Source organism: Actinomadura sp. NPDC047616, from assembly GCF_040642915.1.
Taxonomy (GTDB): domain Bacteria; phylum Actinomycetota; class Actinomycetes; order Streptosporangiales; family Streptosporangiaceae; genus Spirillospora; species Spirillospora miaoliensis.
In genome coordinates, this window is record NZ_JBEYTB010000009.1 from 53,811 (window position 1) to 76,487 (window position 22,677).

The 22,677-nt window shown below is 70.2% G+C and carries 18 protein-coding genes and 1 pseudogene; 12 read left to right on the top strand and 7 right to left on the bottom strand.

Going from position 1 to position 22,677, the window contains the following annotated elements; translation table 11 throughout:
- Nucleotides 1-5: 5 nt before the first annotated feature.
- Complete coding sequence (gene lexA, locus ABZ801_RS21965; protein WP_344947372.1) at nucleotides 6-707, bottom strand: transcriptional repressor LexA; 702 nt, start codon at nucleotides 705-707, stop codon at nucleotides 6-8.
- 185 nt (nucleotides 708-892) lie between these two features.
- On the opposite strand from lexA, the gene ABZ801_RS21970 reads away from it, so the two are divergent.
- From ABZ801_RS21970 to ABZ801_RS21980, 3 genes are all read left to right on the top strand, one after another.
- The gene (locus tag ABZ801_RS21970) at nucleotides 893-1,309 is read left to right on the top strand and encodes a LysM peptidoglycan-binding domain-containing protein (RefSeq protein WP_344947370.1); all 417 of its coding nucleotides are present in this window, start codon (nucleotides 893-895) and stop codon (nucleotides 1,307-1,309) included.
- Nucleotides 1,310-2,059: 750 nt separating this feature from the next.
- On the top strand, nucleotides 2,060-2,536 hold the full coding sequence (nrdR, locus tag ABZ801_RS21975) for a transcriptional regulator NrdR (RefSeq protein WP_344947368.1): 477 nt from the start codon (nucleotides 2,060-2,062) through the stop codon (nucleotides 2,534-2,536).
- Nucleotides 2,537-2,645: 109 nt separating this feature from the next.
- Nucleotides 2,646-5,465 carry a vitamin B12-dependent ribonucleotide reductase gene (locus tag ABZ801_RS21980; protein WP_360700539.1) on the top strand — a complete coding sequence of 940 codons (2,820 nt, stop codon included), beginning with the start codon at nucleotides 2,646-2,648 and terminating at the stop codon, nucleotides 5,463-5,465.
- Nucleotides 5,466-5,619: 154 nt separating this feature from the next.
- Here ABZ801_RS21980 and ABZ801_RS21985 read toward each other — a convergent pair whose 3' ends face one another.
- Entirely contained in the window at nucleotides 5,620-6,333 is a 714-nt protein-coding gene (locus ABZ801_RS21985; protein ID WP_360700542.1) for a hypothetical protein, read from the bottom strand.
- A gap of 456 nt (nucleotides 6,334-6,789) precedes the next feature.
- Here ABZ801_RS21985 and ABZ801_RS21990 point away from each other — a divergent pair, with 456 nt between their 5' ends.
- A complete protein-coding gene (locus ABZ801_RS21990) occupies nucleotides 6,790-7,428 on the top strand; it encodes a hypothetical protein (protein ID WP_360700545.1) in 639 nt (212 codons plus the stop codon).
- Nucleotides 7,429-7,669: 241 nt separating this feature from the next.
- Here the strand turns inward: ABZ801_RS21990 and ABZ801_RS21995 are convergent, their stop codons facing one another.
- Complete coding sequence (locus ABZ801_RS21995; protein ID WP_360700548.1) at nucleotides 7,670-8,023, bottom strand: hypothetical protein; 354 nt, start codon at nucleotides 8,021-8,023, stop codon at nucleotides 7,670-7,672.
- Nucleotides 8,024-8,223: 200 nt separating this feature from the next.
- Here ABZ801_RS21995 and ABZ801_RS22000 point away from each other — a divergent pair.
- The 3 genes and pseudogenes from ABZ801_RS22000 to ABZ801_RS22010 all read left to right on the top strand — a co-directional run.
- Nucleotides 8,224-8,481: pseudogene (locus ABZ801_RS22000) on the top strand (IS5/IS1182 family transposase); the annotation flags it as partial.
- 378 nt (nucleotides 8,482-8,859) lie between these two features.
- The gene (locus ABZ801_RS22005) at nucleotides 8,860-10,059 is read left to right on the top strand and encodes an aminoglycoside phosphotransferase family protein (protein ID WP_360700551.1); all 1,200 of its coding nucleotides are present in this window, start codon (nucleotides 8,860-8,862) and stop codon (nucleotides 10,057-10,059) included.
- Nucleotides 10,038-10,430 carry a VOC family protein gene (locus tag ABZ801_RS22010; protein WP_360700553.1) on the top strand — a complete coding sequence of 131 codons (393 nt, stop codon included), beginning with the start codon at nucleotides 10,038-10,040 and terminating at the stop codon, nucleotides 10,428-10,430. Before ABZ801_RS22005 ends, ABZ801_RS22010 begins: the two co-directional genes overlap by 22 nt.
- A 465-nt stretch (nucleotides 10,431-10,895) precedes the next feature.
- Here the strand turns inward: ABZ801_RS22010 and ABZ801_RS22015 are convergent, their stop codons facing one another.
- Both ABZ801_RS22015 and ABZ801_RS22020 read right to left on the bottom strand, forming a co-directional pair.
- A complete protein-coding gene (locus ABZ801_RS22015) occupies nucleotides 10,896-11,288 on the bottom strand; it encodes a nuclear transport factor 2 family protein (RefSeq protein WP_360700556.1) in 393 nt (130 codons plus the stop codon).
- 647 nt (nucleotides 11,289-11,935) lie between these two features.
- Nucleotides 11,936-13,069, bottom strand: a complete 1,134-nt coding sequence (locus ABZ801_RS22020; protein ID WP_360700559.1) for a Gfo/Idh/MocA family oxidoreductase — start codon at nucleotides 13,067-13,069, stop codon at nucleotides 11,936-11,938.
- A gap of 126 nt (nucleotides 13,070-13,195) precedes the next feature.
- Between ABZ801_RS22020 and ABZ801_RS22025 the strand changes: the two genes are divergently transcribed.
- The 3 genes from ABZ801_RS22025 to ABZ801_RS22035 all read left to right on the top strand — a co-directional run bounded on the left by ABZ801_RS22025 (nucleotide 13,196) and on the right by ABZ801_RS22035 (nucleotide 16,813).
- On the top strand, nucleotides 13,196-13,813 hold the full coding sequence (locus tag ABZ801_RS22025) for a TetR/AcrR family transcriptional regulator (RefSeq protein ID WP_360700560.1): 618 nt from the start codon (nucleotides 13,196-13,198) through the stop codon (nucleotides 13,811-13,813).
- An 82-nt stretch (nucleotides 13,814-13,895) separates the two neighbouring features.
- On the top strand, nucleotides 13,896-14,945 hold the full coding sequence (locus ABZ801_RS22030) for a biotin/lipoate A/B protein ligase family protein (RefSeq protein WP_344947476.1): 1,050 nt from the start codon (nucleotides 13,896-13,898) through the stop codon (nucleotides 14,943-14,945).
- Between the two features lie 602 nt (nucleotides 14,946-15,547).
- Nucleotides 15,548-16,813, top strand: coding sequence for a TerD family protein (locus ABZ801_RS22035; protein ID WP_360700563.1), 1,266 nt, complete (start codon nucleotides 15,548-15,550; stop codon nucleotides 16,811-16,813).
- Between the two features lie 179 nt (nucleotides 16,814-16,992).
- On the opposite strand, the gene ABZ801_RS22040 is transcribed toward ABZ801_RS22035, so the two are convergent.
- Together ABZ801_RS22040 and ABZ801_RS22045 are read right to left on the bottom strand one after the other, a co-directional pair.
- Nucleotides 16,993-17,631 (bottom strand): endonuclease, encoded by a 639-nt coding sequence (locus ABZ801_RS22040; protein ID WP_360700566.1) that lies wholly within the window; start codon nucleotides 17,629-17,631, stop codon nucleotides 16,993-16,995.
- Between the two features lie 173 nt (nucleotides 17,632-17,804).
- A complete protein-coding gene (locus ABZ801_RS22045; RefSeq protein WP_360701199.1) occupies nucleotides 17,805-18,521 on the bottom strand; it encodes a ribonuclease HII in 717 nt (238 codons plus the stop codon).
- A gap of 358 nt (nucleotides 18,522-18,879) precedes the next feature.
- On the opposite strand from ABZ801_RS22045, the gene ABZ801_RS22050 reads away from it, so the two are divergent.
- Nucleotides 18,880-21,534, top strand: a complete 2,655-nt coding sequence (locus ABZ801_RS22050; RefSeq protein ID WP_360700569.1) for an AAA family ATPase — start codon at nucleotides 18,880-18,882, stop codon at nucleotides 21,532-21,534.
- 41 nt (nucleotides 21,535-21,575) lie between these two features.
- A complete protein-coding gene (locus ABZ801_RS22055) occupies nucleotides 21,576-22,658 on the top strand; it encodes a winged helix DNA-binding domain-containing protein (protein WP_360700572.1) in 1,083 nt (360 codons plus the stop codon).
- Nucleotides 22,659-22,677: the final 19 nt, after the last annotated feature.

The following is a 22,677-nucleotide window of genomic DNA, read 5'->3' on the forward strand; positions in this document are numbered from 1 at the left end:
GGACGTCACATCTTGCGCAGGACGGCGACGACGCGGCCCAGGATGGACGCCTCGTCGCCGGGGATCGGCTCGTAGGCCGGGTTCTGGGGGACCAGCCAGATGTGACCGTCGCGGCGCTTGAAGGTCTTGACGGTGGCCTCGCCGTCGATCATCGCGGCGACGATGTCGCCCTGCTCGGCCACCGGCTGCTGGCGCACCACGACCCAGTCGCCGTCGGCGATCGCCGCGTCGATCATCGAGTCGCCGGTGACCTTCAGCAGGAAGTGGGTGCCCTCGCCGACGAGCTGCTTGGGCAGGGTGAACACGTCCTCGACGGCCTCCTCGGCCAGGATCGGCCCACCGGCGGCGATCCGTCCTACCAGCGGCACGTAGGCGGGGGCGGGACGCGGCGCGGTGTCCTGGCCGGCGCCGGGCGCGTCGAAGTTCTCGGTGTCGGTGCGCACCGGCGTGGCGCCCGGGACCCGCACCTCGACGGCGCGCGGCCGGTTGGGGTCGCGGCGCAGGTATCCCTTGCGCTGCAGCGCGCGCAGCTGGTGCGACACGCTGGAGGTGCTGGTCAGGCCGACGGCCTCGCCGATCTCGCGCATCGAGGGCGGGTAGCCGCGACGCTGCACCGAGTCGCGGATCACCTCCAGCACCATGCGCTGCCGCTGGGTCAGGCCCGCCTCGTCCATGGGGCCGTCGGGCAGCTCCCGGACCTTGGTCATCGCTCGTCGCCTCCCGACGCTCGCTCCGTCACTCCTTGCCGAACGTTATCGCGTCCGGCTGCAATGATCAAACAATTGTTCGAAGAATGTACTCGCGTTTCTCGGGGGGCTGCGGTACAACATCGTACAGACGTTCGATCGAATATGCATTCGAAGATCGGCTGTCGGTCACGAAGGGGACCGAGATGGCGGGTTCGCTCCACCCACACTGCATAACGGCCGAAGCTCCGGCCCTCACCACACACATCCAGCACGCACCGCCGCCCCTGGGGGCTCCGGCGGAGGGCGCGTGGGACGATCTGCGGCTGACGCGGCGCGGCCGCATCGTGATGATCGGCCTGCTGGCGGTGCCGCTCCTGGTCGCGTTGTGGCTGACCGCGACGGCCCGCGCGGGCGCCGGCGGCCCCGACGCGTCCGACCCGGGCGTGCGCCCGGGCAAGACGGTCGTCGTCGGCAACGGCGACTCCCTGTGGACGATCGCCCGGCGCGAACGCCCCCGCGACGACACCCACCTGCTGGTCCGCCGCATCATGGATCTCAACAACCTGTCCACCACAATCGTCCGCCCGGGCCAGCGCCTGCGCCTCCCCGCCAACGACTAACCCCCGCATTCACGCCGTAACAGCTGTCGCGCTCTTGCGGCGGCAGCCGCCTCACTCTCCCCACCAAGCCGGAGCGGTACGCCCTGCTCTGCCGACGGGGCGCGAGGCGAACACCAATGGCTCGGCCCCACCAGCCAAAGGGGCCGAGCCGCTGCTGCCCAGACCCGGGCGGCGTAGTGCGCGCGGTCACGGCCATGGCAGCCGCCGCCCGCCGGGTCTGGGCCAGGGCGTCGGCCCGCCTCGCGCGGCGTCACGCTGGGCACGGCCAGATCTGCCGCCGCCGTGCGCGTTGGTGCACCGCCTTCGCGGTCGCCTCCATCCATCCGTATCCGCCGCTCGCACCCGCTCCGCTGGAGTACGGTCGCTCCCGGCCCGCCGTCACCCATCGCGGCGGGCCGGCTGTAGTGATGTGGCGATTTTTGGGGACTTGTGGGTTGGCCTCACCGTGCGAGGCGACCTCCCGTCCGAAGGCTTCGGCGGGGGACGCGAGAAGCCTTACGGCAAAGGGGGTTTGGGTGGTTTGTGGGGGTTCTTGGGGTCCGGTGGAAGCGACACGCCGAGACGGGGTCGGTGGGCCCGGTGTGACGAGGGTCTACTGACGGGGGTCGTGATCCAGGTTGCGTTGCCCCTCCGGGCGTCCTACGGTTGACCACAACATCTAGTAGTTACACGGGTGTCATTAGCCACAAGTTGTGTCTTGTGGGGGACGATTTCTCGTGTGGCTTGATCTGTCAGGGGAGGAGGGAACGCGTGCACTGCCCGTTCTGCCGCAACCCTGACACCAAGGTGATCGACAGCCGCTCCACCGACGACGGATCGGCCATCCGGCGCCGCCGGTCGTGCCCGGAATGCGGCAAGCGGTTCACCACACAGGAGAACGTGCTCCTCATGGTGGCCAAGCGCAGCGGCGTCACCGAGCCGTTCTCCCGGGAGAAGATCATCGCCGGCGTGCGCCGCGCCTGCCAGGGCCGTCCCGTCGACGAGGACGCGCTGGCCAAGCTCGGGCAGCGGGTGGAGGAGGCGATCCGGGCGACGGGGGTGGCAGAGATCCCCTCGCACGAGATCGGACTGGCCATCCTCGGCCCGCTCGGCGAGCTCGACGAGGTCGCCTACCTGCGGTTCGCCTCGGTGTACCGGGGTTTCGAGACGCTGGACGACTTCGCCAGAGAGATCGAGTCACTGCGTACCAAGGCCGGTTCCTCGGGGGAGCCTGGCCGGCCCCTGTGAGGGGCGGGCTTCACGACTGTTGAGAGCGCCCGCGGCCGGGAGCAAACGGCCGGCGGGCGGGGTTATTCCTGGACAGGGCCCGGCGGGAGGGCCCGAGAGGGGGAAGGTCATGACGGAGACGGTGAGCGGCTCGGCGGCCCGGCGCGGCAGGGGGAGCCGCAAGGGGCTCAAGGTCGAGCGGATCTTCACCACGCCCGGCGTGCATCCGTACGACACGATCCGCTGGGAACGTCGTGACGTGGTCATGACCAACTGGCGGGACGGCTCCGTCAACTTCGAGCAGCGCGGGGTGGAGTTCCCCGACTTCTGGTCGGTGAACGCCGTCAACATCGTGACGTCGAAGTACTTCCGCGGCGCCCTCGGCACCCCCCAGCGCGAGCACAGTCTCAAGCAACTGGTCGACCGGGTGGTCAAGGTGTACGTTGACACCGGCCTGGCCGAGGGCTACTTCGCCTCGGAGGAGGACGCCCAGATCTTCGACCACGAGCTGAAGCACGCCCTGGTCCACCAGATGTTCAGCTTCAACTCCCCCGTCTGGTTCAACGTCGGCACCAAGTCCCCGCAGCAGGTCAGCGCCTGTTTCATCCTCTCGGTGGACGACTCGATGGAGTCGATCCTGGACTGGTACAAGGAAGAGGGGATCATCTTCAAGGGCGGCTCCGGCGCCGGTGTCAACCTCTCCCGCATCCGCTCCAGCAAGGAACTGCTGTCGTCCGGCGGCACCGCCAGCGGACCGGTGTCGTTCATGCGCGGCGCCGACGCGTCCGCCGGGACGATCAAGTCGGGCGGCGCCACCCGCCGGGCCGCCAAGATGGTCGTGCTGGACGTCGACCACCCCGACATCGCCGAGTTCATCGAGACCAAGGCCCGCGAGGAGAACAAGATCCGGGCCCTGCGCGACGCCGGGTTCGACATGGACCTGGGCGGCAAGGACATCGTCAGCGTCCAGTACCAGAACGCCAACAACTCGGTGCGCGTGTCGGACGAGTTCATGCGCGCCGTGGAGAGCGACGGCGAGTTCGCGCTGCGCGCCCGCCTGAACGGCGAGGTCGTGGACACCGTCAAGGCCCGCGACCTGTTCCGGCAGATGGCCAAGGCCGCCTGGGAGTGCGCCGACCCGGGCATCCAGTACGACGACACGATCAACGACTGGCACACCAACCCCGAGTCGGGCCGCATCACCGCCAGCAACCCGTGCTCGGAGTACATGAGCCTGGACAACTCCTCCTGCAACCTCGCCAGCATCAACCTGCTGAAGTTCCTGCGCCAGGACGACACCTTCGACGTCGAGAGCTTCGTCAAGCTCACCGAGCTGATCATCACGGCGATGGACATCTCCATCACCTTCGCCGACTTCCCGACCGAGAAGATCGCCGAGACCACCCGCGACTACCGCCAGCTCGGCATCGGCTACGCCAACCTCGGCGCCCTGCTGATGGCCACCGGGCACGCCTACGACTCCGAGGGCGGCCGCTCGCTCGCCGCCGCGATCACCTCGCTGATGACCGGCGTCGCCTACCGCCGCTCCGCCGAACTGGCCGGGGTGGTCGGCCCGTACGTCGGATACGCCCGCAACGCCGAGGCGCACAAGCGGGTGATGCGCAAGCACGCCGCCGCCAACGACGAGATCCGCACGCTGGACGAGATCGACCGCGCCGTCCACGCCGCCGCGACCAAGCAGTGGCAGCAGTGCCTGAAGACCGGTGAGAAGAACGGCTACCGCAACGCCCAGGCGTCGCTGCTTGCCCCCACCGGCACCATCGGCCTGATGATGGACTGCGACACCACCGGCATCGAGCCCGACCTCGCGCTGATGAAGTTCAAGAAGCTGGTCGGCGGCGGCTCGATGCAGATCGTCAACCACACCGTCCCGCGCGCCCTGAAGAAGCTGGGCTACCAGCAGGAGCAGATCGAGGCGGTCGTCGAGTACATCGCCGAGCACGGCCACGTCGTGGACGCGCCGGGCCTGCGTCCCGAGCACTACGAGGTGTTCGACTGCGCGATGGGCGAGCGGGCGATCAGCCCGATGGGCCACGTGCGGATGATGGCCGCCGTCCAGCCGTTCCTGTCCGGGGCGATCTCCAAGACCGTCAACATGCCCGAGCAGGCCACCGTCGAGGACATCGAGAAGGTCTACTTCGAGGGCTGGCGGCTCGGCCTGAAGGCCCTGGCGATCTACCGCGACAACTGCAAGGTCGGGCAGCCGCTGTCGGCGGCCAAGAAGACCGAGCAGGCCGAGGAGGCCCCGGCGCCGGTGGAGGTCGCGCGTCCGGTCCGCAAGCGGCTGCCCAAGCAGCGCCCCGCGACCGTCACCCGCTTCTCCGTCGCCGGCGCCGAGGGCTACATGACCGCCTCGTCCTACCCCGACGACGGCCTCGGCGAGGTGTTCCTCAAGCTCGGCAAGCAGGGCTCCACCCTGGCCGGCGTGATGGACGCGTTCTCCATGGCGATCTCCATCAGCCTCCAGTACGGGGTGCCGCTGGAGACCTGGGTGGAGAAGTTCACCAACATGCGGTTCGAGCCCGCCGGCATGACCGACGACCCCGACATCCGCATGGCGACCTCGGTGATGGACTACATCTTCCGCCGCCTGGCGCTGGACCACCTGCCCTACGAGACCCGCGCCGAACTGGGCATCCTCACCGCCGAGGAAAGGGCGATGCAGGCCAACGGCGAGGACCCGGCCACCCTGCACGCCGAGACCGAGGTCGACCGCGAGATCCTGGCCCAGTCCGCCGAGATCACCAAGCCCGCCGAGCCGCGCCGCCCGGCCGTCGAGTCCGAGCCGCACTCCTCGATGGAGGTCATCGAAAGCCGCCAGGGCCGCACCGCCGACGCGCCCCTGTGCCTGACCTGCGGCACCAAGATGCGCCCGGCCGGCAGCTGCTACGTCTGCGAGGGCTGCGGCTCCACCAGCGGCTGCAGCTGACAACGGGACGCGAGCGCTCTTGAAGCGGCGTCCGACCTGATCGGCCACGATTGAAGTCGCGGGGGAACCGGCCAGCGCCGGTTCCCCCGCAGACGTTTTCGGCCGGGGCGGCTACGGCACGAGCGTCTTCTCAGGAGTCGGTGGGCGGTTCTCCTCAGGTCTCCAAGGCGGATATGACGGAGAAGACCGCGCCACAGCTGCCGCATTCCGCGTCGCCGAACACGTGCCTCAAGCCCCAGGCGAGCCTCGGCTGCTCGTCTCGCACCGCTTCCTGGTGCAGTCGGCCCTCGACGCCCTGCAGGTCATCCGGGGCGGCCGGGCGCAGTGGGATGGGGTGCACGTCACCGAGGTCCCAGTCGCGAATCGACGAGTAGCGGCCGAAGTCTCCGATCACGATGCTGACCTTGTCGGAACATCGGGGGCAGAGAACTTCGGTGCAGAAGTCGAGGAAGTCGTCGAGGATGTCGCTCAGCACTGGGAAGCCGTCCAACGCGAGCTTCGCTCGGAAGTAAGTCCGGTAGTCGGCCGGCCGTTCCGACAGCCGTCCGTCGGCGGAGGCGCTGAGCATGGCCAGCGGCTGCCGGAGCTCCTTCATCTCGTCCAGAGGCCTGCCCTCACGAAGAGCAGCCCCGACGATCTCGCCCGCAAGCTCGATCGCAGGGAACTTCACCGCTCGGTTCGTGTGCTGGGCGAGGGAGGCCAGTGCCGGCAAGGCCGCGATGCCCGCTTCGCAGGTGCTCTCCTGGTGCCAGAGCTGGGTCCACAACTCGTCCCAGGCGTCCTTGGCGCCGGTCTCCGCCGCCTGAAGAGCGGAGGGGACGGTGTGCGCCGGCCCGTACACACCCTGCAAACGCGCCCAGTCGATCACAGCCTGAGTCAAGCACGGCCGCTGGGGGCTCGGCGATGTCCGCAGGGAATACCGCACCCTCCGAACAAATGCTCTGCCCAGTACCACGAGGACGCGCCCGTGACGCGTCGTCCGACCTGATCGGCTGAGACCTAAGCGTCGGGCCGAAGGGGAACCGACTCCAGTCGGATTCCCCCTTCGGCGCATCAGGCGCCTTCGCTCCCGGACCTGAAACGCCGCCGGCATCTCCAACGCGACACCAGCGTTCCGCCAGATGCCAGAACGGCCAACGCGCTGATCGCCTACCTGCCGCCGAATCGCCGCTTGCGCCGCGGTGCTCGCCGGCGCCGTGCTGAGTTGACCAGGACGACGCCTTGCAGCGAGGGCCGGCTCCCCACGGCGAATTCGGAAATCCCCGATCCCACAAATCTTTCTTTAGACTCAGTCTGCCCGTTTTGTCCCTCTAGGGAGGCCTGCGTGGGACTCGCTCGTTCCGCCCTGTTGCGTGGCGGCCTCCTGCTCGGCGGAACGCTGCTGGGTCTGGTGCTGTCCTCCGCCGTTCATCTGTGGTGGGGGACGACGGGCTCGGTGCTCCTGACCGTGATCGGGATGATCGGTAACGCCACGGCGCTGGGGTTCCTCTACGCGAGCGGGCGATCGTTCCGGTTCGCGAACGTGCCGCTCATCTGCGGCATGCTGGCGTTGTTCCTCCTGTACATGGTCGGCGCCATCGCCGTGCGGGACATCGCGCTGACCCTGGTCGGAGCCGATGCCGAAGCGGTCGTGGACCGGACCTGGACGACGAGTCACCGTGGTTCCGAAACACAGCACTGCACGCTGCGCCACACCGACGGCACCCCGATCAGGCGCGAGCTGGAGAGCAACTGCGAGGGCCACGAGCGCGGCGACGTCATCCCGGTCGTGCTCGATCCGGAGGAAAGGTTCGCTCCGGTGGCAGGTCCGAAGTCGGACCTGTCCGCGCTGGGAGAGCTCCAGGCGATAGCGGGTGCCGGTCTCGTGCTTCTGGTGTCGGTCACGATCGGCAGCGTGCCCGCCCGGCACGCGCCCGCGCCCAGGACCTCGAACCGTGGTGCGCCCACCTCTGGGGCGCCGTGACCGGCGAACACTCCATGAGCAGGCGAAACGGGCGGTTCATAGGGAACGGCGAGCGGCGCGTCTTGGGCGGCGGGTCGGCACGAGAGCCGGGCACCCAGCGCACAGCCGGCCTGAAATAATGATCAGCGTTGAGGCCCACCCGCGGCCGGGTGGACGGCCTGGCGCCCGCCCCGTAGGGCCTCCTCGCGTGATCACGCTACGCAGCGCCCCGGCTCCACGCCAACGTCATGACCTCAAACAGCTAGCGCAGCCACCGCAGAGCCGCGTCGGCGCTGTCCTCGGGGCTGCTGTTGAAGGCGATGGCTGCGTCGGGCGCGTGCTGCCGAACCAGGTTGACCACCTTCTCGAAGAATTCGAGCAACGGCTCGTGCTTGCGGATGCCGCCCCCGATCACGACGCAGATGTAGTCATTGCGAGTCAGCGCCTCCACGATCGTTTCTTCAGGGTTCTCGTCGAGTGCCACCAGGCACAAGTCGGCCTGGATGCCATAATCGTCGAAACGGGCCTGACCGCGTGCTACCGCTGCCTGGACCGGCTCCGGGTCCCAACCCTGGATCTTGGCGGGATCGAGACCGATCACCAGTACTCGCGCCATTGTCACGCGTCCTCCTTAGCGCGGAAGGTTTCCACGCCAGCGCGGTGGTCGAAGGTGGTACTTGGGACCATCAACAGTATCGATCTCCTCCGCGGGGCGCCACGTTACCTCGATTTTGCCCACGCGCGAGAACACGCCGCTCAGAGGTGACCTCATTTGGTGGCTAGGCGGTAGCGTGCGCTTGTGGCGATGGTCGAAGTTTGGTGCCGGACGAGTTTTGGGGAATTGCTCCACGTGTTGTTCCGCCCGCCCCGACGCGGCCGCAGGACGGTGACCGGCGACGGTATGGGGGAGTGAAGTACTGGCGGGGCTCATCTTCATGGAAGCGGCTGCCGCCGGTGTTCGGCCCGTCCAGCCCCACCGCGCACCGCCGCTCCACCGGGTGGACCCGGGCCCGGCTTCAGGCCAAACTGCACCGGCTGATCCTGGACGAACTCGGCCCGCGTGGAGAGCCGGACTTACGCCTGCCGAACCCAACGACCGAGCCTCGTCCCCTTCGGGGCCCCCTCGCCTAGTGCCCGTCAAAGAACCTTCGCCTCGCTGTGACTGAGCACTTCATTTGGCGAGTGAGAGCACGTCCCGGTGTCCACCATCGCCTTCGGCGCCCCTACGGCACCGTCGATATCAGCTCAGCGCTTGCGGGCCTGGGCGGCACAGCCAGCGTCTGCGGAGAGCCTCCAGGCGCACGCGCTGCCGTAAGGAGGGGTCCAAGGGGCGGCCGCTGGTCGTCTGGACATCGGCGCGTATGAGTTTCCAAGGTCGCCGCCACCTCGGGTTGGGAGGACGATCCGCAGAGGTGAGACCCCCAGCGTCTCGGTCAACAAGGAGACCCGCGCATGCTCGCCGAGGCCGAGGGCAAGGCCTACGAGGCCACCGACGCCGACCAGCTCTCCGAGGTTGACGCCGCCGACGCCTCCGCACGCGGCTGGCTTGTGCATGAAGCCGCCGGCCGTGTCGGGATCCCTCTCGCGCGCCACCGGCGTAAACGCCATCTGGTCGGCGGGATCAGCTTTCCCTTGGTCTCGGCAGGGATGCGGAATGAGCACGCGTCCGGGAGACTGGGGGCGATGCGCGATGACGAAGGCATGCCCCTCGTCGGGGACGGGGTGACACCGGGCATTGTTCGCATCGGTGACACGGTACGGCGCCCCGTCCGGCCGTTCACCGCCACGATCCAGGCTTTCCTCGCCCATCTCCATTCCGCCGGATTCACCGCCGCACCGACGCCCCTGGGGGTGGACGAGCAGGGCCGTGAAGTGCTGAGCTTCGTACCCGGAGACGTCCCGCGCGAGCCGCTGCCCGCCGAGGCCACGAGCGAGGCCGTTCTCGTCGCGCTGGCCCGTCTCGTGCGCCGGCTTCACGACGCGGCGCAGGGCTGGATCCCTCCCTCGGACGCGGTGTGGGCGGAACTGCCGGGCACGGCGGGCATCCCCTATGTCGACGACGACGGGGAACTCGTCTCGCATCGTGACTACTGCCCGGGCAATGTGGTCTTCCGTGACGGGCTGCCCGCGGCGCTCATCGACTTCGACCTGGCGAGGCCGACCACCCGGCTGTACGACATCGCCAACGCGCTCTACTGGTGGGCGCCACTGCTGCATCCCGCGGACCGCACGCCCGCCCTCACCGACGCCGACATTCCTCATCGGATCGCGGTCTTCGCCGACGCCTATGGAATGACGCCGCGTCAGCGTGAAGACCTGATGCCTCTCGCTCGGCGCATGCTCCATCGCTTTCACCGCACCGCCCGTGCCGCCGCCCAGGTCGATCCCGTCTTCCGCCGATTCTGGGACGAGGGAGTCAAAGACCGCCTGCCACGGGCCGAAGCCTGGTTGGTTCAGCAGGCCCCCGCCATCGCGGCCGCAATCAGCAGCGGCGCGTCCGTTTCCTACAAGAGGTCCGAGGGACCCGCGGCCCAGCATGACCACCACGCCGGTTCCTCGACGGGCCGGCCGTCACCTGATCCCCCGCGCCGCGTCCATCCTCGGGCGCGCCTTCTGGAGGAGACACTGACATGCGAGCTCGATTCGACATGATCGGCCTGGTCGTTGAGGACATGGCCCGTTCCCTGGCCTTCTACCGTCGTCTCGGCCTGGACATTCCCGCCGAGGCCGACGCGCAGCCGCATGTGGAGGCCGAACTGCCCGGCGGCGTGCGGCTGGCCTGGGACACCGTGGAGATAATCCGCTCTTTCGACCCCGACTGGCGACCTCCGGTGGGAGGGCACCGGATCGCCCTGGCGTTCCGCTTGGCGACCCCGTCCGACGTCGACGCGGCCTACGACGAACTCGTCGCGGAAGGGCACAAGGGCCACAAGGCACCGTGGGACGCGCCCTGGGGCCAGCGGTACGCCATCGTCCACGACCCGGACGGCAACGCCGTCGACCTGTTCAGCCCAAACTCCTGAGCCAGAACGCAGCTCACCAAGGGCATGCTCCGCTCGGCCTACGAGGCGATCACCAACTCCCGCTTCGGCGTCTTCGACGTCCGCGAGGGCCCGCCCACCCACCCCCCTCGGATGGCGCCGAATCGCCGACGACGCCCTCGTCATGGCGCCCGTCCGCGTCACGTCGGTCTCCGAGGACGACCTCTACCTGTCCGGGAGCCGAAGTCTGCTTGGCCGCGGGGTTTACTGGCACCACGCCAGGGGCGCCGACAACAGTCTTCGGCCCTTCCGTCACGGAGCCCCCGACTTGCTCCTGACCATCGCAACACCGCCTCCTCGGGCGAAGGCAGAAGGAACGGACAAGGCGTCTCGCCATCGATCACGGCGACCGCGCGAGCATGAGGGGGCGGTGGACGTCCGAAAGGCGGCGGCGTCTTGGTGCGCGCCGCAGTGTCGGACAAACACGCAGCGCCCCCGCCATCGACGTCAGAACATGCCGTTCGGCGTCTCGTCGGGATGAGGGACGGGCTGGAGAACGTCCCAGTGTTCGGCGATCAGCCCGTCCTCGATCCGGCAGATGTCGACGACCGCGATGCCGCGTTCGTTGCCGGGAGGAACCATGTGGTAGTGCACGACCACGTGTTCCTCGTCCGCGATCACACGCTTCAGTTCCAGCTTCGAGCTTGCCAGCGGGGCCTTGGCGATGAACTCCACGAACGCGTCACGGCCGGAGGGGTTGCCCGGGCTGTGCTCGATGAAGTCCTCTCGCAGAACCGTGCGGAAGATGTCGATGTTGCCCTTGGCGACCTCCGTGAAGGTGTGCTCCAAGAGTCGACGGTTGGCCTCGGCGCATGGCATTTCAGTGGTCTTTTCCGTCATGCCTCAGATGTTCACATTCTGCGGTCCGCCACGTCGATTACCTGTCTCGTAAAGCGGATTGGCCATTCCTGAGCCGGCGACAGGTCGTAGTGGTGCTGTGGCGTAGTGGTACGCGTCGGTGTTGAAGCCTCCAGTGGGGCTGCGGGCAAATGGTCCGCCGCGGAAGAGCTCCGATCCACTGCCTCCGGACATACGCCGAGACGCCCAGATCGAGTGACATGTCAGGGCGACGGTGCGCACGCCGACCGTGTGCGGCATCTGGTTCGGGGGAGTGACCGGGACCGGGAGTGGTGCCTTGGTGGGGCGTTGGGATTGGCGGTGTTCGTGTGTGGTTGGCGGTGTGTTTGTGCTGGGGGTGCGGTTTTGGGGCGAGGCTTCGACTTGTTTGGCCGGTTGGGGAGCGGCGTGTGTTGGGGCAGTGGGGTGCGTGAGTTGCGGGCCGTGTTCGGGTCGGGCGGCGCAGGGTGGTGGCGTCGGCGCTGTTCCTGGTCGAGGTGCGCATCTCTGCTCTGCGCGATGATGTCAGCGCGAATCGGTAGGGGAGCGGGCGTCTATTTGCTTTCCCCACTCCGGGCAGAGACTGGCGACTGTTGGGAGTGGTTTTGTTGGGGCAGGGGTTCTGGTCATCGGTGTCCTTGGCGCTTGGGTCATCGGGGTTGGGAAGGGGTGACCGGTTGTCGTGTGCCGGTGTCGGCGGACAGTCGTATGGCGTCGAGTAGGCGGTGCAGGCGGACGGCATGGTCGAAACCGGGCACGGTGCGACGGTCTTCGATGATGTCCTCGGCGAGCCGTGCGTACAGTTGGGCGACGTTGAGCACGGCCAAGTCGGGGATGGCGGCATCGACAACGCGGTGACGGGCGGGTACGGGAAGCTCCTGCCAGGAGCCGTGGCCGCGGGCGGCCAGAACACGGGGCGTGCCGATCTGGATCTGGGAGGCCTGCGGATGGTCGGTGCCGTCGGTGCTGACGACCAGGTCGCCTTCGGTCCCCGCGAACTCCAGGCGGGTGCGGGAGTTGGTGACCTTGGCGTCGTGCAGGTGGACGGACGCGACCGCGCCGGTCGCCAGGACGGCGTTGAGCAGGACGTGATCGGGACTGGTCGCCTCGACGGTCTGGCCGGTCTCGGCGACGGTGTACCGCGAGTGCCGCAGGGACAGCTGCCCCGCGACTTCGGTGATCTCTCCGGCGAGATGTTCCAGGATGTCGAGGGTGTGGCCGCCGGCGACCTCGAACACCCCTGCACCGTTGGCGCGATCGGCCGTGTAGGCGTGCTCGGCGCTGATGCGGCCGCCCGCGCCCTTGGGGCGGGCCGCGTACACGTTCACCGAGGTGACCTGACCTATATATCCGTCGGCCAGAAGTTCGCGGGCGTAGGCGATGGCGGGGGACTGCCTGGCCTGCAGGCCGATCGCGTGGTGCACGCTGGCCCGATCGGTCTCCTTGGCCAGTGATTCGGCCTCGGCGGTGGTCAGTGCCAGCGGCCATTCGCTGAGCACGTGCTTGCCCGCGTCCAGGGCCGCCCGGATCAGTTCTGCGTGGTGCGGCACCTTGACGGTGACGGCCACCATGTCGACGTCCGGATGAGCGGCCAGTTCGCGGGGGTCGGTGAACGCATGCGGAGCGCCGAACAGCCGGGCCGCCTCACGGGCGCTCTCCTCGCGGGTGGTGCCCACCGCGCTGATCTCGTACTGCGGCAGCGCGCGCAGAGCGGGCACATGGGCCGTGCGCGCCCAGCCGCGTTCCGGGTTGGCGCCGATGACGCCGACCTTGATCGTCTTCATGCTCCCTCGCCTCTCTCGACGGCTAAGTGGACGTATGGCGTCCGGTTGTGCGACCATAGCTCAACCGGACGCCAGTTGTCCACTTAAACCGGAGGGGGGAGGTCCGGTTATTGGTAGAATCGCTGTATGAGCGCGGTGGACCGGCTGTTGGACGACGGATCCGGGCGGCGGCCCCGGGCCGACGCGCGGCGCAACGTGGAGCGGCTGGTGGCCGCCGCCCGGGAGGCCGTCCGTGAGATCGGCGGCGAGGTCACCGCGCACGAGATCGCTCGTCGCGCGGGCGTGGGCATCGGCACGTTCTATCGCCGTGTCGGCTCCCTGGAAGCGCTGCTGGAGGCGGTCCTGGAGGAGGTGCTCGGCGAGATCGTGGCACGGGCCGACCAGGCGCTCGCCCATCCCGACCCCTGGACGGGCTTCCGTGAGTTCGCGCAGGGCTACATCCATCTGCGCAACGAATTGTGCGACATCAACGACGCGCTGGGCGGATCCCTCGACCACGCCCGCGCGGACCTGCGCGAACGGTTGCGCCTCCTGGTCGAGCGCGTCCAGCGGGCCGGCGTGGTGCGGCCGGACGTCACCTGGCCCGACGTGGCGTTCCTGCTCGTGTCGGTCTCCACCGGCGACCACACCCTCGGTGTGCGCGCGGGCGGCCACCAGTGGGAACGCAACCTGCAGATCGTCCTGGACGGGCTGCGCACCACCCGCCCCGAGGAGCTGCCGGGCCCACCGCCCTCCGTGCCGTGAACCGCCATTCACGCCGAGGTGGCCGGCGACCTTCGGCGGAACCCGGAATCCACGCCGAGACGCCGGGGTTGGTACGTACGTGATGCACGGTGAGTACAAGGCGCCCGGCGGCAAGCTCGTCGTCGTGGATCTGGACGTGACGGACGGCAGGCTGCGCGACGTACGGGTGAGCGGCGACTTCTTCCTGGAACCCGACGAGGCCCTGGAAGAGATCAACAGGGCGATCGACGGTCTGCCCGCGGCCGCCGAGGCTCGCGACATCGCCGCCCGTGTCCAGGCGCGGCTGCCCGAGGGCACGGTGATGCTGGGGCTGTCCGCCGAGGCGGTGGCCATCGCCGTACGGCGCGCCCTCACCAATGCGTCCGACTGGCACGACCACGACTGGCGACTGGTCCACGAGGGCCCGCAGGAACCCGCGCTGCACATGGCGCTCGACGAGGTGCTGGCCATGGAGGTCGGCGCCGGACGGCGTCCGCCGACGCTGCGTGTCTGGGAGTGGGCCTCGCCCGCAGTGATCATCGGCAGCTTCCAGTCGCTGCGCAACGAGGTGGACGCCGCCGCGGCCGAACGCTACGGCGTCACGGTGGTGCGCCGCATCAGCGGCGGTGGTGCGATGTTCGTCGAGCCGGGCAACACCATCACCTACTCGCTGTACGCGCCCGAGTCGCTGGTGGCGGGCATGTCGTTCGCCGAGAGCTACGCCTTCCTCGACGACTGGGTACTGGGCGCGCTCGGTGAACTGGGCGTCGGGGCGTGGTACCAGCCGCTCAACGACATCGCCTCCGACCAGGGAAAGATCGGCGGAGCGGCGCAGAAACGCCTGGTGGCCGGCGCGGTCCTGCACCACGTGACCATGGCCTACGACATCGACGCCGACAAGCTCACCCGGGTGCTGCGCATCGGCCGCGAGAAGATCTCCGACAAGGGCATCGCCAGCGCGAACAAGCGCGTCGACCCACTACGGCGGCAGACCGGTCTGCCCCGCGAGCAGATCATCGAACGGATGATCGCCCACTTCCGAGGCCGCTACGGGCTGACCGACGACCGGCTCACCGAAGAAGAACTGCGCATGGCCGAAAAACTGGCGGCGGAAAAGTTCACCGACCCGGCCTGGACCGCCCGCGTCCCCTGACCCGCACACTCCCGCAGCACCGCCGTACCGCCCGCCCACGCGCTTCCAGTTCACCAAGCACGCCCACACACCCGTACGAACCAACACCGCACCGAACCGGCGCACCTGGCAGCAGCCGGGCCATGCCGCGTGCGGTGCCGCCGCCGGCCTCGAACAGCTCCCGGGTGGCGCTGCGGGCCCACGGGCTTATGCGCAGCCGGGGCACGATTGCCGCGGCGAACCGATGAGGGGGTTGCAGTCGCTTGCGGCCAGGGCGGGGTGTGGGCGCCCGCCACCTGGGCGGCGGAGGCCCACTTCCATCCGGCGGTGACCGAGGCGAACCCGTCGGCTGCTTCGTCGTCTGACTGTTCCGCGCGCCGTGGCGTGCTGGGCTGGATGACCACGCGTCATGCCTCGTCGGGGACGGGACGGGCATGGCGGCCGTCACGGACGCCGTGGTGCCATGGGGGCGTCGGGGCTCTTTGGTGTGGGGGGCGCGGTGGTGTTGAGGTCGCCTGGGGACGGGGCTTGGCCGTAGGTTGGACGGCGGGCGGGCTTTGGCGTGCTGCCTGGGCGGGACCAGCTTCAGGACCGGCGGGCCAGTGGAACCGGGAGGAGCGTTCATGACGTTGCAGAAGGGTGCCAACACGCCGGTGCCTGTTCCATCCGTACGTGTCGAACTGGGCTGGCAGGGCGGACCCGGAGTGCCCGATGCCGACGCGTCGGCGTTGCTGCTCACGGATGCCGGCAAGGTGCGTTCGGACGACGACTTCGTCTTCTACAACCAGCCGTCCCACGGGTCGGGGGCGGTTCGGCATGAGGGCAAGCAGCAGGGGCCGACAGTACGTGACGTGCTGAGCGTCGATCTGGGGCGGGTCGAGCCGGACGTCCAGCGCATCGTGATCGCGGCGTCGGCGGACGGTGGGACGTTCGGTCAGTTCCAGGGGTTGTACGTGCGGCTGCTGGACGCGGCGTCCGGTTCCGAGGTGACTCGGTTCGACAACCCCGGCGCGTCCACCGAGACCGCGTTCGTCCTGGGTGAGCTCTACCGGCGGCAGGGTGCCTGGAAGTTCCGGGCGGTCGGGCAGGGATACGACACCGGACTCGCCGGGCTGGCCACCGATTTCGGGATCACCGTGGACGACCCGGGGCAGGGTGCTACGCCGCCTCCGGCGCCGCCGGCGCCACCCGTGCAGTCCGCACCGCCTCCGCAGGCGGCGCCCGCGCCCCAGCAGGCGGCGCCCGCGCCCCAGCAGGGCGGCGTGATCTCGTTGACCAAGAGCGCGCCGTCGGTGTCGCTGACCAAGCACGGCGCCACGTCCGGCCACATGCGGGTCAACCTCAACTGGTCCGCGCGGCCGGGCGCGGCCCGAGGGCTGCTGGGCAAGCTCCGTCGCGGCGTGGACCTGGACCTCGACCTGTGCGCGCTGTGGGAACTGAAGGACGGCCGCAAGGGGATCGTGCACGCCGTCGGCGACTTCGGTGCGCTGGACCGGCCCCCGTACATCCAGCTCGACCGCGACGACCGGGCCGGCACCGTGGAGACGGGCGAGAACCTGACCATCAATCTGGACCACACCGCCGACTTCAGAAGGATCTTGGTGTTCGCCGAGATCTACGACGGCGCCGACGACTTCCGGGGGCTGGACGCGGTCGCCACCCTCTATCCGCGCGGTGCCGCGCCCATCGAGATGCGCACGGACGACTGCGTCGACGCTTCCCGCGACGTTGTGCTCGCCCTCATCGAGAACGTGGGCGGCGAACTGGTGGTACGCCGTGAGGGACGGTACGTCCTGCCGCCGCCCGGTCGTCCGCGCTGGGGGAAGATGGCCGTCGACCAGGCGTACGGCTGGAACCTGGAGTGGGTCGCCTCACGCGGCAAGGACTGAACGGCCTCGCGGACGAGCGGCACTCGCCGTGCTCGGCGGCCGCTTGGTGCCCGCGGGGCGCATAAGGACCACTGCACATCCGGCTGCTGGGGCCGGCGTCTGGGATTGCACTGGCCGGCCCCCTCTGCGACGGGTGTGCCCAGGGGCGCGCTGGGGCCCGCCCACTGTGGCGGCGGGAGTTACGTGCCGTTCTTGGTGATGGAGTCGGCCAAGTCCTTGTCGCGGGCCACGCGGACGAGGGCGGCGGCGAAGCGGGCCAGGTCCTTCTCGGGGACTTCGTCGGCGAGGCGCTTGGGGTCCTTGGGCAGGCCCAGGCGTTCGGCGCCCTTGAGGGTCTGCTCGTCGAAGTAGGGGCGCAGCCAGGGCCACATGGCCTGGGCCTCGCGGCAGAAGATGTCGACGCCTGTCGGGCCGATGCCGGGGAACTCGCGGAGCAGCTGGCCGGCGCGTTCCCTGTCGCGTTCCGACTCGATCGCCAGCCGCCGCAGGTCGCCGTTGTACTTGTCCTGGACGATGTCGGCCATGTCGCCCAGGCGGCCGGCGGTGCTCTCGTCGTAGCGGACGTAGTGGCCGCGGCCGAGCGCGTCCACCCGCTGCTGCCAGGTCAGCCGGGCCATGCCGCGTGCGGTGCCGCCGCCGGCCTCGAACAGCTCCCGGGCGGCCGCCATCGCGATCTCGGAGGAGATCCGGGCGCTGAGGAGGGTGGACAGGACCAGCAGCTTCCACAGGGCGGCGGGTTGGTCCTTGAGCGGGACACCGGCCTCCTCGGCGTAGGTCTCGCCCGCCTCGCGCAGCAGCCTCTTCACGACAGCGTCCATGACACGCACCTCCCGTCACTCGGCGCTCTACCCAGGCAGGCGCGGATGACTCCCGCGGGCGCGGCGCCGGACGCGGCCACACGCCCGGATATATGCGATATGTCAGATATGTCGGTTTGGAGCGTTCGCATCGCAGCACGCGGCCCGGCGTCGGCCGCAAGTCCAAGAGACGGTCACAGGAGGGTCAGCTGACCCTCGCCCGCCAGCGGGTCGCGGTGCTTCTTCAGGTGCCGCCAGCGGGGCAGATCGTCCAGGTAGGACCAGGACAGCCGGTGGTGCGGCGTCGGGCCGGACTCCTCGAGGGTCTTCTGGTGGGCGGGGGACGGGTACCCGGCGCTGTCCGCGAAACCGTACCCGGGGAACTGCTCGTCGAGGGCGGCCATGAGCCGGTCGCGGTGCACCTTGGCCAGCACCGACGCCGCCGCCACCGTCACCGAACGCTGGTCGGCCTTGACCTCGCAGCGGATCCGCCGGCGGCGCCCTCCGGAACCCGGGCCGATGTAGTCGTGCTTGCCGTCCAGGATGACGGCGTCGGGCGGCTCCGGCAGCCCCTCCAGGGCCCGGACGGCGGCCCGGCGCAGCGCCTCCGTCATGCCGACCTCGTCGATCTCCTCCGGGGCCGACGCGCCGAACGCGTACGCGGTCAGCCAGCCGGGCAGCACCTCGGCGAACGCTTCACGGTGCGCCTGCGACAGCAGCTTGGAGTCGGTCAGCCGGATCGTGCGGCCGCCCCGTCCCGGCAGCTCGGGCGGCGGGGAAAGGTCGGTGACCGCCGCGCACACCACGACGGGCCCGGCCCACGCGCCGCGTCCCACCTCGTCCACCCCGGCGATGCGCTGCGCGCCGAGGGCCGCGTGCAGCTCGTGCTCGATCTCGTACCCGGCCGACAGAGGCGCCGCCTCCGGTTCGGCCGACGGCTCCAGGCCCGGCAGCGCGTCGGTGGCGTCCGTCACATGGTCTCCCGTACGAAGGTGCTGATCCGAGCGGACGGGGCGTCCGCGGCCGTTCGATCGTAGAGGCGCCGCCCCCTTCGCGGGCGTGCATGCCACGGGCGACCGCGAGGACGATCTCAGCGGCGGGCGGCGCACGCCCTTGACCCGCTGCCATGACCACCGGAGAACGCGCTGGTCAGCGGCCCGGATGCGGAGGTGGGGCCGGCCGTTGCGAGGGCACGTCCGCCTTGACACGGCGCAACGAACCGCGTCCAGATGGTGCCGATCCGGGGGGTCCTGCGCTTTACTCGCCTTGATGGCATTGTTCGGCAGGCCCCGCTCCCGCCCGCCGCTGGGCACCGCGGCGCGGGATCTTTTCGAGCGCCTGCGCGTGCGTTACTTCCAGATCCTGCCCGGCCTGAGGTTCCTGGGCGCGGTGCTGGGGGTCGCGGTGGTGGTGTCGGTCGCGGTGGTCCTGAACGGGCCGGTGCTCAGCGCCGCCGTGTTCACGGCCATCCTGATGGTCGTGGTGCACCTGACGCTGCGGTCGCCGGCGGGCATGGCCGTCGTGTCGGTGATCATGGGGTGGCTGGCGGTGTCGGTGCCGCTGGGACGGCTGTTCCCCGAACGCGCGGACGACCCGTACCTGAACGCCCCGCTCCTGCTGGGGCTGCTGGCACTGCCGGTGGCGTTCGTCGCGTTGCGGCTGCGCGGGTACGCCCCCTGGCGCACCGCACTGCTCGCACTGGGGGCGGCCGGGCTCATCGCCGCCGCGACCGTACATCCGCTGCCGGGCCTGCACGTGGCACCCGCCTGGCTTGCCGCATTGGCCGTGCTCGCCTACCGCTGGGACCAGGCGCGCCGGGCCATGGCGGCGGAAGCGTACGACACGGGCTGGGTGCAGGAGCAGGCCAGCACGGCCGGGGGCGGCGAACCGCCGCCGCGTGCGTCCGGCGAGGGCGCTCCCAGGCCGCCCTTCGAGGGCGGGCCGACACCGCGCAAGCGCCCCTCGGGAAAGCGCTCCGGTGCCAGTGCCGGACACGGCGACGGTGGGGGCGAGGCAGGCGACACCGAGGGGTTCCCCGCGGGGGTGCCCGCGGCCACACAAGCGGCCTACGAGCAACGCGCCGCCGCCCACGCCCAGGCCGCCACCACGGCCCAGGAACAGACCCAGGCGGCCGTCGCCGCGATGTCCGCCCCGGTGGCCGAACCGGACGGGCGGGGCGCGGGCGGGCAGCCGGAGATCTCGGTCGACGAGGCGCTGGCCGAGCTGGAGGCGATGGTCGGCCTGGAGCCCGTCAAACGGCAGGTCCGGGCGATCGCCGCGTCCATCGAGGCCGCGCATCTGCGCGCCGCCGCCGGGGTGCCCACCGAGAAGCCGCTGCTGCACCTGGTGTTCGTCGGCCCGTCCGGCACCGGCAAGACCACCGTCGCCCGCGTCCTGGCCAAGATCTTCTACGCGTTCGGGCTGCTGCCCACGCCGAACGTGGTGGAGGCGCACCGCGCCGACCTGGTGGGGGAGTACCTCGGCGCCACCGCGATCAAGACCAACCGGCTCGTCGACTCGGCGCTGGGCGGCGTGCTGTTCGTGGACGAGGCGTACGGGCTGGTCAACGCCGCCGAGGGACAGGTCGACCGGTTCGGCAACGAGGCCGTCCAGACGCTGCTGAAACGGGCCGAGGACGACCGCGACAACCTGGTGATCATCCTGGCCGGGTACGAGCCGCAGATGACCGAGTTCCTGGCGTCCAACCCGGGGCTGGCCTCGCGGTTCGGCACCCGCGTGCACTTCCCCACCTACCGGCCCGCCGAGCTGCTGCGCATCGCCGAGTACCACACCGGGCTGCGCGACGACCGGCTGGACGAGCCCGCGCGGCGCCGCCTGCGCGCCCGCTTCGAGGAGGTGGAGCGGCGCGGGATCGTCGACGAGCTGGGCAACGGCCGGTTCGTCCGGTCGCTCACCGAGGCCGCCGCCCGCGCCCGCGACGTGCGGGTCGTGGACGCGGCCGCCGAGCAGGGACGGCGGCCCAGCGCCGAGGAGCTGGTGACCCTGCGCGCCGAGGACGTCGACACCGCGTTCGCCGAGATCACCGAGCGGTACCGCGGCTACGTCGAGACCCCGACCCTGGACGAGGCGCTCGGCTCGCTGGACGCCATGATCGGGCTGGCCCCGGTGAAACGGCAGGTCCGGGAGATCGCCGCGCAGCTGCAGGTCGCCAAGATGCGCGAGGAGCAGGGCCTGGTCACCCGCCCGCCGACCCGGCACTTCGTGTTCACCGGCCCGCCCGGCACCGGCAAGACCACGGTGGCGCGGGTGCTCGGCCGGGTGTTCGCCGCGCTCGGCCTGCTGGCCCGTCCCGAGGTGGTGGAGGCGCAGCGGGCCGATCTGGTCGGCGACCACCTCGGCGGCACCGCCATCAAGACCAACAAGGTGATCGACTCGGCGCTGGGCGGGGTGCTGTTCGTCGACGAGGCCTACGCGCTGAGCAACCCCGGCTACAACGGCGGCGACGCGTTCGGCGCCGAGGCCGTGCAGACGCTGCTGAAACGCGCCGAGGACGACCGCGACCGCCTGGTGATCGTGCTGGCCGGCTACGAAGGCGACATGGAGCGTTTCCTGGCGTCCAACCCGGGCCTGGCCTCGCGTTTCGACGTCCGCGTCGACTTCCCCTCCTACGGCCCCGACGAGCTGCTGCAGATCGCGCAGCTGATCGCCGAGGAGAACGGGGACCGGTGGGAGGAGCGCGCGTTGGACGACCTTGCCCTGGTGTTCCAGCGCGCGTGCGGGCTCGGCCGCGTGGACGAGCTGGGCAACGGCCGTTTCGCCCGCTCCGTCTATGAGAAGGCGTGCGCGTCACGAGCCCTGCGCGCCGCCGAACTCGGCGCGGCCGCGACCCCCGCCGACCTCACGGTCCTCACGGCCGAGGACGTCCACGCCGCCCTGGCCGAACTCGCCCACCGGCTCGGCTGACCTCGTCCTGGCCTGTCGGTGGGGCGCGGTTTAATCGGCGCATGACGGTTTCGTGGGGGCAGGTGCTGGCCTGGCGGATGCGGCGGCAGTTCGTCGAGCCGCCGGGGGACGGGTCGGCCGTCGGCATCGCGCGTCGGCTGGCCGGGGTGCAGGCCCAGGTCGCCTCGGCGGCCGAGCTGGCCGTGGCGGTGCGGCAGGCCCGTCCCGTCCCGGGGGACGTGCCGAGGGCGCTGTGGGAGGAGCGGGCGCTCGTCAAGACCTGGGTGATGCGCGGCACCCTGCATCTGCTGCCCGTGGAGGAGGCCGGCGCCTACCTCGCCCTGTGCGGCACGCTCCGCCACTGGGAGAAACCCAGCTGGCAACGGACCTTCGGCGCCACGCCCGCCGACCTGGAGGCGATCGCGGCCGTGGCGGTCGACGCGCTGGCCGGTGGGAAGGCGCTCACCCGTCAGGAGCTCACCACCGCGATCGTCGACAAGACCGGTTCCGGCCATCTGGCCGAGGTGCTCGGATCCGGCTGGGGCACGGTGCTGAAACCGCTGGCGTGGTGGGGCGTGCTGTGCCACGGGCCCTCCCAGGGCGCCCGCGTGACGTTCAGGTCGCCGGAGAACCTGCCCGGCTGGCGCGGCCTGCCGCCGGTGGAGGACGCCGCCCGCACCGTCATCCGGGCCTTCCTGGGCGCGTACGGCCCCGCGACGCCGCAGACGTTCGACAACTGGCTGACCCGCGGCGGCAGCCGCAAGAAGGACCTCAAGGGCTGGTTCGCGGCGCTCGACGGCGAGCTCGCGACCGTCGAGGTCGACGGGGAGCCGATGTACGCGCTGGCCGAGCACGCCGACGAGCTGGCGGACACCGAGCCGTCGCGGTCGGTGCGCCTGCTCGGGGGCTTCGACCCGTACGTGCTCGGCGCCGGGACGAACGCCACGTACCTCATCCCCGCCGAGCGGCGTTCCGAGGTCAGCCGCACCGCAGGCTGGATCTCCCCGGTGGTCCTGCACGAGGGCCGCGTCGCCGGAACCTGGGAGGCCAGGGACGGCGAGGTGACGGTAACTCCCTTCGAAGACGTCCCGGCCGGCCTTCTCGAGGCCGAGGTCGCCCGCGTACGGTCCCTTCTGACCGCCTGACCGGACACCCGGCGGGCGC

Excerpts from the sequence above, each read along its gene's own strand:
- lexA (WP_344947372.1), bottom strand. The coding sequence starts at position 707 with ATGACCAAGGTCCGGGAGCTGCCCGACGGCCCCATGGACGAGGCGGGC.
- ABZ801_RS21970 (WP_344947370.1), top strand. The coding sequence starts at position 893 with ATGGCGGGTTCGCTCCACCCACACTGCATAACGGCCGAAGCTCCGGCC.
- ABZ801_RS21980 (WP_360700539.1), top strand. The coding sequence starts at position 2,646 with ATGACGGAGACGGTGAGCGGCTCGGCGGCCCGGCGCGGCAGGGGGAGC.
- ABZ801_RS21995 (WP_360700548.1), bottom strand. The coding sequence starts at position 8,023 with ATGGCGCGAGTACTGGTGATCGGTCTCGATCCCGCCAAGATCCAGGGT.
- ABZ801_RS22005 (WP_360700551.1), top strand. The coding sequence starts at position 8,860 with ATGCTCGCCGAGGCCGAGGGCAAGGCCTACGAGGCCACCGACGCCGAC.
- ABZ801_RS22010 (WP_360700553.1), top strand. The coding sequence starts at position 10,038 with ATGCGAGCTCGATTCGACATGATCGGCCTGGTCGTTGAGGACATGGCC.
- ABZ801_RS22015 (WP_360700556.1), bottom strand. The coding sequence starts at position 11,288 with ATGACGGAAAAGACCACTGAAATGCCATGCGCCGAGGCCAACCGTCGA.
- ABZ801_RS22020 (WP_360700559.1), bottom strand. The coding sequence starts at position 13,069 with ATGAAGACGATCAAGGTCGGCGTCATCGGCGCCAACCCGGAACGCGGC.
- ABZ801_RS22025 (WP_360700560.1), top strand. The coding sequence starts at position 13,196 with ATGAGCGCGGTGGACCGGCTGTTGGACGACGGATCCGGGCGGCGGCCC.
- ABZ801_RS22030 (WP_344947476.1), top strand. The coding sequence starts at position 13,896 with ATGCACGGTGAGTACAAGGCGCCCGGCGGCAAGCTCGTCGTCGTGGAT.
- ABZ801_RS22035 (WP_360700563.1), top strand. The coding sequence starts at position 15,548 with ATGACGTTGCAGAAGGGTGCCAACACGCCGGTGCCTGTTCCATCCGTA.
- ABZ801_RS22040 (WP_360700566.1), bottom strand. The coding sequence starts at position 17,631 with ATGGACGCTGTCGTGAAGAGGCTGCTGCGCGAGGCGGGCGAGACCTAC.
- ABZ801_RS22050 (WP_360700569.1), top strand. The coding sequence starts at position 18,880 with ATGGCATTGTTCGGCAGGCCCCGCTCCCGCCCGCCGCTGGGCACCGCG.
- ABZ801_RS22055 (WP_360700572.1), top strand. The coding sequence starts at position 21,576 with ATGACGGTTTCGTGGGGGCAGGTGCTGGCCTGGCGGATGCGGCGGCAG.